General features: G+C 44.0%; 6 protein-coding genes and 2 pseudogenes. 2 read left to right on the forward strand and 6 right to left on the reverse strand.

Annotated features, from left to right (window positions below; all coding sequences use genetic code 11):
* The first annotated feature begins 203 nt into the window (after positions 1–203).
* On the forward strand, positions 204–848 hold the full coding sequence (locus QUB11_RS29625; RefSeq protein ID WP_333207187.1) for a retropepsin-like aspartic protease: 645 nt from the start codon (positions 204–206) through the stop codon (positions 846–848).
* A 299-nt stretch (positions 849–1,147) separates the two neighbouring features.
* On the opposite strand, the gene trpD is transcribed toward QUB11_RS29625, so the two are convergent.
* Both trpD and QUB11_RS29635 read right to left on the reverse strand, forming a co-directional pair.
* On the reverse strand, positions 1,148–2,263 hold the full coding sequence (gene trpD / locus QUB11_RS29630) for an anthranilate phosphoribosyltransferase (protein WP_333207186.1): 1,116 nt from the start codon (positions 2,261–2,263) through the stop codon (positions 1,148–1,150).
* A 12-nt stretch (positions 2,264–2,275) separates the two neighbouring features.
* On the reverse strand, positions 2,276–2,449 hold the full coding sequence (locus QUB11_RS29635) for a hypothetical protein (RefSeq protein ID WP_333257839.1): 174 nt from the start codon (positions 2,447–2,449) through the stop codon (positions 2,276–2,278).
* Positions 2,450–3,137: 688 nt separating this feature from the next.
* Here QUB11_RS29635 and QUB11_RS29640 point away from each other — a divergent pair.
* Complete coding sequence (locus tag QUB11_RS29640; protein WP_333207185.1) at positions 3,138–6,119, forward strand: PAS domain S-box protein; 2,982 nt, start codon at positions 3,138–3,140, stop codon at positions 6,117–6,119.
* A 164-nt stretch (positions 6,120–6,283) separates the two neighbouring features.
* Here the strand turns inward: QUB11_RS29640 and QUB11_RS29645 are convergent, their stop codons facing one another.
* The 4 genes and pseudogenes from QUB11_RS29645 to QUB11_RS29660 all read right to left on the reverse strand — a co-directional run.
* Entirely contained in the window at positions 6,284–8,053 is a 1,770-nt protein-coding gene (locus QUB11_RS29645) for an adenylate/guanylate cyclase domain-containing protein (RefSeq protein WP_333207184.1), read from the reverse strand.
* The gene (locus QUB11_RS29650) at positions 8,050–8,445 is read right to left on the reverse strand and encodes a response regulator (protein WP_333207183.1); all 396 of its coding nucleotides are present in this window, start codon (positions 8,443–8,445) and stop codon (positions 8,050–8,052) included. Before QUB11_RS29650 ends, QUB11_RS29645 begins: the two co-directional genes overlap by 4 nt.
* A gap of 468 nt (positions 8,446–8,913) precedes the next feature.
* Positions 8,914–13,488, reverse strand: a pseudogene (locus QUB11_RS29655) (trifunctional serine/threonine-protein kinase/ATP-binding protein/sensor histidine kinase); the annotation flags it as partial.
* 163 nt (positions 13,489–13,651) lie between these two features.
* A pseudogene (locus QUB11_RS29660) lies at positions 13,652–13,945 on the reverse strand (hypothetical protein); the annotation flags it as partial.
* Between the last annotated feature and the right edge of the window lie 77 nt (positions 13,946–14,022).

Here is a 14,022-nt window from a genome sequence, read left to right on the forward strand (position 1 = left end):
GTCCAAAAAGGACGGGCGGGACGCCCATCCCACAATAACAATTAAAATTGTAAGTTATTTAATTCGCGATCCTAAGTGCAAATTCTCCCTCTCCCCCCGCGCCAGCAATTGATCTGCCAGCAGCTTAGGATGGCCCAAAGTCTAAATCTATACCAAAAGGCAGTTGTCGCTGTTACGATCGAGCTACAGCGTTTAACGAAACTATGGCTAGTAAATCACCCTTGCCTTTACTCTCAAACTCAAAAAAGCCTCTACCGATCCCTCAAAACCTGCGCCAACCTTTACTGGTTTTAGCAGGGGTTATTTCTCTGAGCAGTTCAATTTTAGTAGGAAGTGTTGCCAACTCCTCGCCAGCAGTGGCTCAAGAAAGTGAGGGATGCTTCATGCGGAGCTCGTCAGGCCGAACCGTCAACCTCAGCCAATCAGTCTGCGGTTTTCTCCCCAAAGAATTGACTCCCACCACTTCGGCGGCGGCAAAGTCGGGAGTGTTTCAGGCAAAAATCAAACGCCGAGAGGCTAATATCCCCGTCATAGAAGTCACGTTTAACGGCAAACAAAAGTTCGAGATGATGGTAGATTCTGGAGCTAGTGGCACAGTAATTACACCAGCAATGGCTAAAGCCTTGGGCGTTGTTCTCCAGGGAACAGTGCAAGCACAAACTCCCAACGGAGTGGCTACTTTTCCCCTCGGTCGCTTGAATTCTATGGAAGCAGGTGGTCTAGCTGTTAACAATGTAGTTGTCGCAGTCTCGCCATCCCTAGATATCGGACTGTTGGGTCACGACTTTTTTGGTAATAAAGATGTGACTATTAAGCAAGATGTCATTGAATTTCGATCGCGGTCTTAAAAAGAAGTTATTTGTTAGTGGTTATTTGTTAGTGGTTATTTGTTATTGATTACTGGTTATTTGTAGCAACTGCTTTCCTAACAACTACCAACTGCTTTCGGGTCAACTAACAACTAATATCATGTACGATCGATCGCGCATCATACATAGGGCGGGTTTTTGAGATTGTCGGTTTTTGGCGACTATTGCTGGTGAACCCGCCCCTACAGGAATCATGGTCAATCGACCGAATATGATATAACAACTGTCAACTGCCAACTGTCAACTGCCAACTCCCAACTCCCAACTGACAACTGACTTCATTTCAAAAACTCAATCAACTGCTGCAACTTCAACCAAGATTCACCGCTAAATAAAATCTCCTTAGCCATAGAAACTCCTGCTGCGTGAGAACCCATAGGAATTGCACCTCCCACCTGAAAAGCCAAAGAAGCATTCAAAGCTACAACATCCATTTGTGCGGGCGTACCTTTGCCTTGCAAAACGTTCCGCAAAATCTCGGCGTTTTCCTCAACATTTCCGCCTTTTAACGAGCCGATCGCACTTGGTGTCAATCCTACCTTTTGGGGGTCTAAAGTAGTGAGTTCCACTTTGCCATCAGACAAAACCGCCAAATCAGTCACATCACCCAACCCCGCCTCGTCCAATTTTTCTCTGCCGTGAACGACTACAGCTAACTCAGTCCCCAACTCGCCCAAAGCTTGAGCAATAGTTGATACCAGACTAGGATCGAACACCCCGATTACCTGGCCTGTAGGGCGCATAGGATTGACAAGAGGCCCTAAAAGGTTAAAAATAGTCCGCACCTTCAAAGTGCGCCGGAGCGACGCTACAGCCTTAAGTGCGGGATGCCACCCAGGGGCAAATAAAAAGGTGATGCCCACAGAGTCTACCGCAGATCTCACCTTCGCGGGATCGGCGTTGAGGTTGACTCCCAGTGCTTCCAACACGTCAGCAGAACCAACTTTGCTCGATGCGGAGCGATTTCCGTGTTTCGCGACTCGAACTTTGCCGGCGGCGGCCACAAAAGCTACAGCAGTGGAAATGTTAAACGTGGAAGCGCCGTCGCCGCCTGTGCCACAAGTATCAATTAATTTGAGATTGGAGATTGAGGGTTTGGGATTGAAAACGCTCTCCGACTCGCCTGCAAGCGACTGAGAATGCAATACCTGAGCCATTCCTGCCAATTCTGGGGCAGAGATTCCTTTGGCTTGGATGGCCGCTAAAATGGCTCCTGAGAGGACGGGGGGAATAGCTTCTGCTAGCCATCCCTGCATCAAGTCGGCTGCTTGGGCGCGTGAGAGAGATTGTCTGTCTAACAGTTGTTGCAGGAGGGCTGGCCACACAGGAGAATCCGCCGTCTGGGTTGAAGCAGGGGATAACTCTGGCGTTGCTAGTAGAGGAGAATCTGTCATTAATATTAGTTTCTAGTCAAATTTAGCTCGATCGAGCTTTGTGGCCAAACTGAGAATCGATCGGGATTTTACCAGACTTGCCGACCACATTTTGCGCGATCGGGCCCCGATTTTTGCCCAAATGCCAGCACCGCTACAGAATTTTTCCGCCCGCAGCAGCAGAATATGAATTTTTTGATACAACAATTACCCTATTGTTGTGCCAACTTTACATAGAAACCCCATATCGTACAACTGCCAGTAGTCTGCTGTATTATCTATCAGCAATAATACTTAACAGTAACTCAGAGTACCCAAAGAGCGATAAAAGTTTCCGACAGGAGTTGTGGAAACCAAAAAATTTTAGATTTTAGGAGAGCCCCAGATTCATCTGTGGAGTCAATTCTTTAATCTCAAATCTCAAATCTCCAATCGACTGACAGCAAGGACAGCGAGCGTTTAGCTCTTGCAGGGGGGTTAGTTGCTTCGGGTAAGAGTCGATCGTACTCTCACCCAAATCTTATAAATAGAATCTTGGGGTTGTAGAAATCGCTGCCTTTTATTGTAGTAACATCCTTGCCACTAACTTATTTCAGGGTATTCAACTGCTAATATATTCAGGGAGATTTCAAGGAGCGGGTTTTGCTCGAACACCTGCACTGCAAGCCGATCGATGTGCCAATGCGATCGTGAGAGCCAGTCAAGCATCAAATAAATACCCGATCAACTAACTTTCCCCAACAATCACTAATAACTAGCCGCCCCGTAGGACAGATGAATAAACACACTCGTCTCCGGCTGCGACACACGAGCTTTCAGCCTAAATAACGGATCAAATTTAACAGGCTGTAGACCAAAAATATTCAACTCACACACAATAGCAGGGTATTCACAAGTGGGAAATCAAAAATTAGGAAATAAAGCGATAGAATGCCTGAATGTCGCGGAGGCACTGCACCAAATGGAAGCAAAATATTATAGTATGTTTGAAAATGCTGTGTCGGGTATTTTTCAAACAACCCAATCCGGTCGTTACATCAGCGCTAACCCAGCTTTGGCTCGCATCTACGGATATAATTCTGCTGAAGAATTAATGGGCTGTCTGACTGATATCAGCGATCAGCTTTACGTCAATCCCGATCGGCGCGATCAGTTTGTTTCTGCTTTGCAAGAACATGGCATCGTATCGGATTTTGAGTCGCAGATTTATCGGCGGGACGGAACAATAATTTGGATCGCTGAAAATGCGCGGGCTGTCTGCGATGAAGCGGGTAAATTGCTCTACTACGAAGGTTTTGTAGAAGATATCACCCAGCGCAAGCAAGCAGAATCTGCACTTCGAGAAAGCGAAGAACGGCTGCGCTTAATAATTGAAGGCGTTAAGGATTACGCTATATTCATGTTAGATCCTGATGGGTATGTAGCTAGCTGGAATTCCGGTGCAGAACGCATTTTTGGATACAGATATCATGAAATAGTCGGCAATAATTCGGAGTGTTTTTTCACGAAAGAAGATCTGGAAATTGGCAAACCCCAAGAAAAATTAATCCTGGCTGTGACCGAAGGTCGGTACGAAAATGAAGGCTGGCGGCTTCGCAAAGACGGATCGCGATTTTGGGCGAATATTATTGTTACTCCTTTGCGCGATGAAAGGGGAAAGTTGCAAGGCTTTTCTCAAGTAATGCAGGATATTACTGACCAAAAGCGGGCGGCTGAGGAAAAGATGCAGTTGATTGCTTCTCTGCAGGCGTCGGAAAAAAAGTTTCGCACTTTGTACGAATCGACGACTGATGCGGTAATGCTGCTAGACGAAGAGGGTTTTTTGGATTGCAATCCGGCTACTTTAAAGTTATTTGGATGCAGCACTGAGTCGGAGTTTTGCGGCAAGCATCCTTCGGAGTTCAGCCCGCCGTTGCAACCGGACGGACAAGATTCTATGAGTCTTTCTCAAGAGCGAATTAAGACGGCTTTGCGATCGGGAAATTGCCGTTTTGACTGGCGGCACCGTCGTTTGGATGGTTCTGAGTTTCCGGCGGAAGTGCTGCTAACTTCTATGGATATCGGCGGCAAAATAGGGCTGCAAGGCGTGGTGCGCGATATCACTTATCGGGTGCAGGCTGAGGAAGCCCTGAAGCAGGCTAATGAGGTATTGGAATCGCGGGTTAAAGAGCGGACAAGTCAGTTGGAAGAGGCTATTAAAAAGTTGATCTTATCGGAAGAAAAGTTTTCTAAGGCTTTTCGTTCGAGTCCAGATCCGATGATTATTACTACTTTTGCTGAGGGTCGTTTTATTGAAGTTAATGATAGTTTCTTGTTGATGACTGGTTATGATTTAGAAGAAACGACCTGGAATACAGTACCGGGGTTAAATATTTGGGTAAGGCCGGAAGACAGACTTAATTTTAGACAAAATTTACACGAACAAGGTGTTGTTCGCAATCAGGAATGCGAGTTTAGGATGAAGTCGGGATCGGTGGTGGTGTGTTTGCTGTCAGCAGAGTTGATTAATTTGGACGGCGAACTCTGTATGCTGGCGGTGATGACGGATATTACCGATCGCAAACACGCCGAAGAAGCCCTACGGGAAAGCCAGCGGGCTTTGGCGACGCTGATGAGCAATTTGCCGGGAATGGCCTACCGTTTTCGCAACGATGCCGATCGCAGTATGGAGTTTGTCAGCGAAGGTTGCTATCAGTTAGCCGGCTATTCTCCTGAAGAATTTATCGGCACTCGGCAAGTTTCTATATCGGATTTGACTCACCCGGACGATCGCGAGAATTTGTGGAATGCCGTGCAAGTGGCCTTACAAGAAAATCGACCCTATCAGCTAAATTACCGAATTACTTCTAAAAATGGCGAATTAAAATGGGTTTGGGAGCAAGGTTTGGGAGTGTTTTCCGACTCTGGAGAATTGATAGCTTTGGAAGGGTTAATTACTGATATTTCCGAGCAGAAACGCAGTGAAGAAGCTTTGCGGCGATCGCAAACAGAGTTAACCAAACAAAAACTTCAACTCGAAAATACTTTGCACGAATTGCAGCAAACTCAAGCTCAATTGATTCACACTGAGAAAATGTCTACTCTCGGTCAAATGGTAGCCGGTGTCGCTCACGAAATTAACAATCCTGTTAGCAGCGTCTGCGGCAATCTCGTCCACGTGGGCCACTACACGGAAGATTTGCTGAATTTGATCGATATGTACCAGAAGCACTGCCCGCAGCCGCCGGCAGCAATTCAAGATAAAATTAAGGATATCGAATTAGAGTTTCTGCTAGAAGATTTGCCGAAAGCGATGTCTTCGATGCAGGTTGGGGCCGATCGCATTCGGGAAATCGTGCGCTCGCTCAGAAATTTCTCTCGCAAAGACGATTCTCAAATGAGCAAAGTTAACCTGCATGAAGGGATTGAAGGAACGTTGCTGATTCTGCAAAGTCGCCTGAAAGCCAGAGGTAACTATCCCGAAATTGCGGTAATTAAGGACTATGGAAATTTGCCTTTGGTTGAGTGCTATGCCGGGAAAGTCAATCAGGTATTTATGAATTTGATCGGAAATGCGATCGACGCGATCGAGGAATACAACGAAGGGCGTTCAGTTGCCGAAGTCAAAGCTAACCGCAGCAAGATTAAAATTAGGACAGAAGTCCAAAACTCCCATGCTGTAATTAGGATTTCTGACAACGGCCCCGGTATGCCAGAAGAAGTTTCCCAGCAGTTATTCGAGGCTTTTTTTACCACCAAACCCGCCGACAAAGGCACCGGTTTAGGCCTGTCCATTTCCTACAAAGTTGTCCAAGAACACGGTGGCAAACTTAGCTGCGTGTCTGCACTCGGTCACGGAGCCGAGTTTATCATAGAGTTGCCGATCGAACAACCGTAGTCAGGATTCATTAGTCATTGGTGACTGTTGACTGTTGACTGTTGACTGTTGACTCTTAACTGATGACTGTTGACTGATGACGCTTGATCGCTAACCAATGACTAATGACTAATGACTAATAACTAATAACTAATAACAACTGACAATTGCCAACTAACAACTAACTACTGACACCTTTCCAAATAAATTCGAGCCACCTTATCCCCCGGATTTTGCCCCAAACAATCCGCAAAAAGTCCCGCAGCTTCCCTAAAATTCTTCATATCGTACAAAGACAAAGCCTCAGCAAACACTGGCAAAGTAGCCAACTTCCCCGCTTGAACGAACGGCAAATCTGCATCAAAAACCTCATAAACAGTAACCCATTCAGACTTTCCCTTAACCTGAACCTTATCAATTACCCGAATCCCATAATCAGCAGGGTTTCTCAAGCCATCGAAAGTCTGCTGAGTAATTAACAGCGACACCCCATAATTTTTCGTCAAACTTTCAATCCGAGCCGCCAAATTAACCGCATCGCCAATCACAGTACCATCCATCCGATTGCGTCCGCCAACAGTACCCAACATCAAAGAACCAGTATTAATTCCCACCCCAATCTGAACCGGCACATAACCCACAGTAGCGCGATCTCGATTGTATTCAGCAAGACTATGCAGCATGGCAATTCCCGCTTTCAAAGCATCATCCGCGCCCTCGCTAAACAAAGCCATAATTGCATCGCCAATATATTTATCAATAAACCCCTGATTTTCCACAATCAGCGGTTCCATATAACTCAAATATGAATTTATAAATTTAAAATTATCTTCCGGTGTCATCTGTTCCGAAAGAGTAGTGAAATCGCGGATATCAGAAAACAAAATCGACATTTCCAACTCCACTGCGTCTCCCAATTTAACATCAACAATACTGTCACATCCCAAAAAAGCTAAAAATTGATTGGGTACAAAGCGACTTGTCGCCTCAGTGATTTTTACTTCTGTATCTAGTGCCAGTTCCAAATTGCAATTCACCTCAAAAAGCTCCTCAATGAATTTTTGGCGATCTCTTTCCGCTTTTTTGCGATCGGTAATATCTAAGAGAGTATTAATAGCATAGGTGACTTTAGCGTTGGTATCATAAATGGGAGTTGCCGAAATTTCTAAAGAAATAATTTTATCGCCGTTATGCACTTCTATATCTTCAGCGGTGGCATTTTCCCCCCTCAATGCCCGCACAATCGGTAAATCATCGGGAGGATATTCTTGATTTGTACCGGCTTGATAAGTTTGATAAACCTCTGACAGTTGTTCGGCACTCGTATCCGGTACAACTCCTTTACCAAATATCTCTTTTGCTTTCTGATTCACAAAATAAACTTGGCCCTCCGAGTCCAACACTCCCACCCCAATTGGCATTGCTTCCAAAAACTGCATCAAGCGATTTTCATTTTCGTGAAGTAGGGTAATCAGCAAGGCTTGCTCGCGGTTTAAATGCGCCAATTCCTCATTCATTTGCTGAAGCTGCGCATTTTGTGATGCCAGAAGTTTATTTTGAATATAACTGTTTACTGCTTCTTTTACCGTCAAACTCAAATCTTCTTGCTGCCAGGGTTTAGCTATATAACGATATAAATTGGCATTTTTGATAGCATTTCCCACAGCCTCAATATCTGCTTGACCTGTCAGCATGATTTTGATAGTTTTGGGCGAGAGTATATGAACTTTTTTTAATAATTCATCTCCCTTCATCTCAGGCATGATATGATCGGAAATAATTAACGGTACTTCATACCCATCTGACAAGAGTTCTTCAATCAACTCTAATGCTTCCTCCCCACCCTCGGCAATTTCTATGAGATAGGCATTGCCGACAACTTCTTGGAGTTCTGCTTTCAGGCTCTTCAGCACGGTGTTGTCATCATCTACACAGACAATTACCTGTTGTTTCATAGTTGAGATAAACCTGATTTAATAGTTTCCAGCAATTCGGCTTCCGACCAAGGTTTAGACAAACAGCAGTGGAGATTTGCAAATTCTTTAGCTCGGCTAATAGCTTCTTCGTCAGCTTGACCTGTCAGCATAATTTTAACAACTTTAGGGAATTGCTCGTGAATGCGAATCAGTAACTCGTCTCCCTTCATACCGGGCATCAACCAATCTGAGATAATCACAACAATACTCACATCGTCTTCATTTAATTCTTGAATTAAATCTAAAGCTTCATCACCATCCTCGGCTGCTTCATAGATATAATTATTGCCAAATGATGATGAGAGCTGCGTTCTGAGACTGTCCAACACCATTCTTTCGTCATCAACACACAAAATAACTGCTTTAGCCACCTATTCTTTCTCCTTTGTGATTCATTATTAACCGGAAAATTAGTCAATCAACTTAGCGGGATGGATCTTATTTTAAGCTAGAGTATGTTAGGTCGATCGCCCGCACCCCACTCAGATTCTCTTGAATAAGAGATTTCCCCAGAGCTTTAGCTAAGTATAATACATATAATGCAAGTATTCCAGCTCGATCGCCCATTTCCGGCTAGAGTGGAATTATGAAGTAATATGTGCGATCGCACAACCGCTATCAAAACAGGTTTGATCGTTCGGGCTTGAGTCCTCATGATTTTCATGAGGACTCTTCCTCCGAACGATCAAAACAAACCTCCCGAATCGCCCCTGTGAGTGCTTAGGAATGAGAATTAAATAACTTACAATTTGATGGTTCTTGTGGGATGTCGGGCCCGTCCTTTCTGGACGGGCCCGACATCCCACTTTCAAGAGTGTAAATTATTTAATTCGCGATCCTTAGACGCCGCTCATCGGCAGAAAAACATGAAATGTAGTTTGACCGGGAATCGATTCGACTTCTATTTTACCCTGATGTTTTGCCAAAATCTTCTTCACAATATCTAGCCCCAAACCGCTACCTTCTCCGGCCGGCTTAGTCGTAAAAAACGGCTCAAATATTTTCGCTTTTATCTCGAATGGTATCCCCTTACCGCTGTCAGTAACACTAATCTTAGCCTGCCCGTCTTGCTCCACCAAATCAATAATTAACCTGCCTCGGTAATCCATTGCTTGCAAAGCATTGTGAACCAGATTTGTCCACACTTGATTTAGTTCGTCTGGATAGCACAGTATCGGCGGGATTTCGGCATAGTTTCTCACTACTTCAACTCCCTGTTTGAGTTGGTTTTGATAAAGGGTTAAGATTGTTTCAATGCCTTCTGTAATGCTGGCTGTGCTCTTTTCCCCCGACTGTTCGTAACGGGCATAGGTTTTTAAGGCAAACACGACTTTTGACGCTCTGTCTGTGGCTGTGTCGATCGTAGCGAGGCCTCTTTTTAATTCAGAAAGTTTGTAGGCCATTTCCAGGACTTTCAAGCTCTCGGGTTTTTGCAGCAGCGGCACAAAGCTGTCAATTTCTTGATATACTCCCATCATCACTAGGCGATCGGCTGCGGTATCTGGATCGGCGATGCCTAATTCTTGCAGTTGGCTCCTCAAAGCTCTCTTAAATTTGCGTTCTTCTTTCGTTGACAAGCTGGTTTCTTGTTCTAGAGAAAGCTGGAGTAAACTCAAGAAATTATCTGCTTCTTCTGGCGAGAGTGATTGAAACAGTGCAGGTAACTGTTCTAGAGTTTGATTTAAGAACTTAGAAACATTTCCCGCCGAGGAGCGAATCGCACCCAAGGGAGTGTTAACTTCGTGAGCAACTCCAGCCACAAGTTGTCCTAAAGCTGCCATTTTTTCTGATTGAATCAATTCTGCTTGGGTGGCTTCGAGATAGCTTAAAGCTTGTGAGAGTTCTTGGGTGCGTTCTTCGACTTTGGCTTCTAAGTTGGCATAGAGTTGGGCATTTTCGATCGAGATCGCCGCTTGAGAAGACAAGATGTTTAAGACTGCTAATCTGTCAGGAGTAAAGGCATTTGTTGTCAGATTGTTTTCTAGATAAAGAAGGCCGATCGCCTTTCCTTGATGTTGAATTGGCAGACACAATATCGACTGTGGTTGCTGTTGGATGATATAGGAGTCAGCAGCAAAGGTAGTCTGGGCCGTAGCATCATTAATTACCAAGGTTTCTTGGGTGCGCCAGACATAGTTGATGATGGTGATGGGAATCTCCAGAGAGCCAGCAACAGCAGTAGATTGGGTGTTGCAGGCTTGACCGCTAACACATTGAGTCGCGATCGCCAATGAATCTCCCTCTACCAAAATCATAGCTCCTTTTCCAGCTCCCGCATTCTCCATCGTCACTTGCATTAAAGTGGAGAGTAACTTATCGAGGTTAATTTCTTCTGACAGTGATTGAGATGCTTTGATTACTGTTGCTAAGTCCAGAATGCCGGAAACTCCTGAACTGGAACTTGTAACAGTTGCCGTCATCATTTGGGTAATTGTATCACTCGTGTTTGAGCTGGTTTTTTGATTGAAGATCGGGGCTAGTAATTGAGGATAGCGATTTTCTAAATCATCAACTTTTGCTTTAGCACCCCAGCGTGCATAGCAGTAGTAGGCATCAGTGAGATAGACTTGGGCGATTTTTTCCTTACCCCATTCGAGATAGAATTTGGCAGCGAGTTCGTGGGCTAGTGCTTCTTCTTGGATGTAGCCGTTGTCTTTAGCTCCCGCGATCGCGCGATCGTATAATTCCATTGCCTCTAAGTCTTGTCCGTGTATCCGCGCTAATTCTGCCAATACCAGCAAGTATTTATGCAGGAAATTTTCTGGGCAATTAGTAGCCCATATTTCCAGCCTTTCCAAATTTTTCTGTAAAATTTGCTGATAATCATCTTTTTCCTCAATAGTAGCTGTAGGATAAAGAGCGGTTAAAATCAACGAATCATATAAATAGTGCTGGGTGATATTAAAAAAGCCTCCATCTATGCCCAGCATCTTGGAGTTTTCTCTGGCTATTTTAAAGGCATCTTGATATTTTCCATAAGTATATAAAATTTGAGTTTTAAAAGTATCCAGCCAGTGTATACCAATATAAAAATGATTTTTTTTCCACTTTTCTATAGTAGATTCTTCATTAAAACCTTCATCATCAAGCCTATACCGATTGTGGGTTAATCCTTGTAAATTCAAGATAGTGCGTTGCAGTGTTGCAAACGCTGCCATCATATTTTCATCGTTAGTTTGCTCAACAAAGCTTAAGAATTTTTCACATTCTTGATAAACGCTTTCTAGATTTTCACCAATAATAAACCTAGTCCATATACTATAAAATACAGAAAAAATACCCCAAACAATATTGCCGCATTCTAGATTGGCTTCATAAGCCTTCAGGTAAAGCGCTATGTTCGATTTTAAATGCTTTTTAAATGGATTGATGATATGAGAAAATATATTATTAACTTTTCCTATCAAAGTTATATTATTAAATTTTTCTGCTACCTTTAAAGCCAGTTCGCCAAATTCATAAGCGGATTCATAGTCGTTCTGATTTGCCAGCATCATGCCATAATTAACATAGGCTAAGGCTGATATATCTGTATTGCCTTGTTTTAATGTCATGTTGACTGTTTTCAGCACGCACAAATTTAGCCACTGCTGATTGCTGGCTAAATAGGTTGCTGTCCAGAAATCCCCCAGCAGATTCATGGTAACCTTGATACCGATATCTTCGATTTCTGGTAAATCCAGTAAATCTGCGATCTTTGTTTCGCGAAGGGTTAATAGTAGTTCCTCAGATTCGGCTGCAATAGCTGTTGGCAATTCTTCTTGTTTACTAGGTAAATCCAATCCAAACAATCTTAAAATATCTATACCCAATTGGATGGCTTCATTATTTCTTCCCTGGGTCATACGGAGAGCCATGTATATAGCGTAAATTTCTGCTAGATCGAGTTTTGATTGACCGTTGTTTAAGGCAGTCGTTAAAAGTTCTTCTGCTTGCTCAAAACCCCCGGTTAAATATTCGCACTCACTCCGTTGTTTGTGCAGTTCAAATTTTAATTGGTAATTTTCTTCCCAACTACAATCCAGAAGTTCCATTGCCAAGGTAAAATGGGTGATAGCTGCTTTATATGCGTTGGACTTCTTGGCTTTTTTACCGGCGATTAAATTCAATTCTGCTAGTTCAGCTTTTTCTTTCTGGTCAGCAAGCAATTCTGCTCCGAGATTGAGCTGGTTGACAATATCAAATATGTTGTTTTCTAGTTCTACTTGAGGAGTATTTTTCAACAGCAGTTGCCCAATTTTAAGATGGGTTGACTGTTTCCGATCTTTAGGAATCAGAAAATATGCCGCTTGCTGTACGCGGTCATGTAAAAATCTGTAGGGAACCGATAAATCAGATGCTTGTACAACTTCAACTGATTCCGAGTCCTGAAAGAATTTGTATACTTCACTGATGGGAATAACTAATCCTTCTTGCAGTGCTGGCCACAAATCAGCCGCTGTTTCAGTCTGAGATTTTTCATGGACAATTGCTAGAGTTGCTAAATCAAATTGGTTGCCAATACAGGCTGCTAGTTTCAAAACTTCCTGAGTATTTTCTGGCAATTTTTGCAACTGAAGCGCCATAAACTCGACCACATCATCGGTCAAAGCCAGCGCCTTGATTAGGGCAATATCGCACTGCCAATAACCACAACTAAAATCAAACGTAATTAACCCATCTTCATAAAGTGATTTGATAAATTGAGTGGCAAAGAAAGGATTGCCTTGAGTTTTGGTTAAAACCTGTTCAGTCAAAGGAACTGCTTGTTCTGGTGGACAACTGAGCGTATCAGCAATTAGGTGATTTAGGGAAGATTTATCTAAGGGGGCTAAAGTAATTTGGTTGACTGTCGCCGACTCTTTGCGAATCTCATCCAAAGTTAGCATCAGTGGATGTGCGGGAAAAACTTCATTGTCTCGATAGGCTCCCATTAACAACAGATAGTTGGTATCCTTATCGCCTACCAACAACTGCATTAGCTTCAGCGAAGCCGAATCTGCCCACTGTAAATCATCCAAGAAAACTACTAAAGGATGCTCTTTTGTGGCGAAGACTCGGATAAATTTACCAAAGAGCAAATTGAAGCGATTTTGAGCAGCACTCCCTTCAACTGCTGGTACTGCTGGCTGTTTGCCAATTAGGTATTCTAATTCGGGGATGACATCAATAATCACCTGAGCATTGTCACCTAATGCTTCTAAAATCTTAGCTTGCCATTTCTGTACTTCTGCGGGACTTTCTGCGAGTAGTTGCCGCATCAAATTCTGGAAGGCTTGCACCCAGGCGGAAAAGGGAATATCGCGCTTGAATTGGTCGAATTTGCCTTTTATGAAGTAACCGCGCGCTCCGACAATGGGTTTGTGAACTTCATTAACTACGGCGGTTTTACCAATACCGGAAAAGCCAGCAACTAGCATGATTTCGACCCCCCCTAGCCCCCCCTTACTAAGGGGGGGTTGGGACTCGCCTAGCCCCCCCTTAGTAAGGGGGGGTTGGGACTCGCCTAGCCCCCCCTTACTAAGGGGGGGTTGGGACTCGCCTAGCCCCCCCTTACTGTAGGGGCAATCCCCCTGTGGTTGCCCCAGTTGGGGGGGGGTTAGCGACTCGCTCGAATGCTGCTAATAATGCGTTAACTTCGGTTTCTCTACCGTAGAGTTTTTCGGGTATGGCGAAGCGATCGCAAATATCTCTAGCCCCCAAGGTAAACTGGTTAATCTCGCCTGTTTCTTGCCACTGCTGCCAACAGGTTTCCAAGTCGTACCGGAGCCCAAAAGCACTTTGATAGCGAGATTCTGGGTTTTTTGCCATCAATTTCACAGTGATGTCATTCAACATTGCCGGGATGGTTGGGACGAGTTCGATTGGGGGAGTTGGAATCCGGGCGAGATGCAGGGTAAACGCATCTTAATTTCAACCTAAAACATGATAAGATGAAGTATTGGGCTAAATCAAGTGCGTAATTAGGT

The organism is Microcoleus sp. B6-A1 (genome assembly GCF_036705085.1).
In the GTDB taxonomy this organism is placed as follows: domain Bacteria; phylum Cyanobacteriota; class Cyanobacteriia; order Cyanobacteriales; family Microcoleaceae; genus Microcoleus.

What these genes read in the sequence shown, in the direction of transcription:
- trpD (WP_333207186.1), bottom strand. Translation starts at nt 2,263, where the DNA reads ATGACAGATTCTCCTCTACTAGCAACGCCAGAGTTATCCCCTGCTTCA.
- QUB11_RS29625 (WP_333207187.1), top strand. Translation starts at nt 204, where the DNA reads ATGGCTAGTAAATCACCCTTGCCTTTACTCTCAAACTCAAAAAAGCCT.
- QUB11_RS29645 (WP_333207184.1), bottom strand. Translation starts at nt 8,053, where the DNA reads ATGAAACAACAGGTAATTGTCTGTGTAGATGATGACAACACCGTGCTG.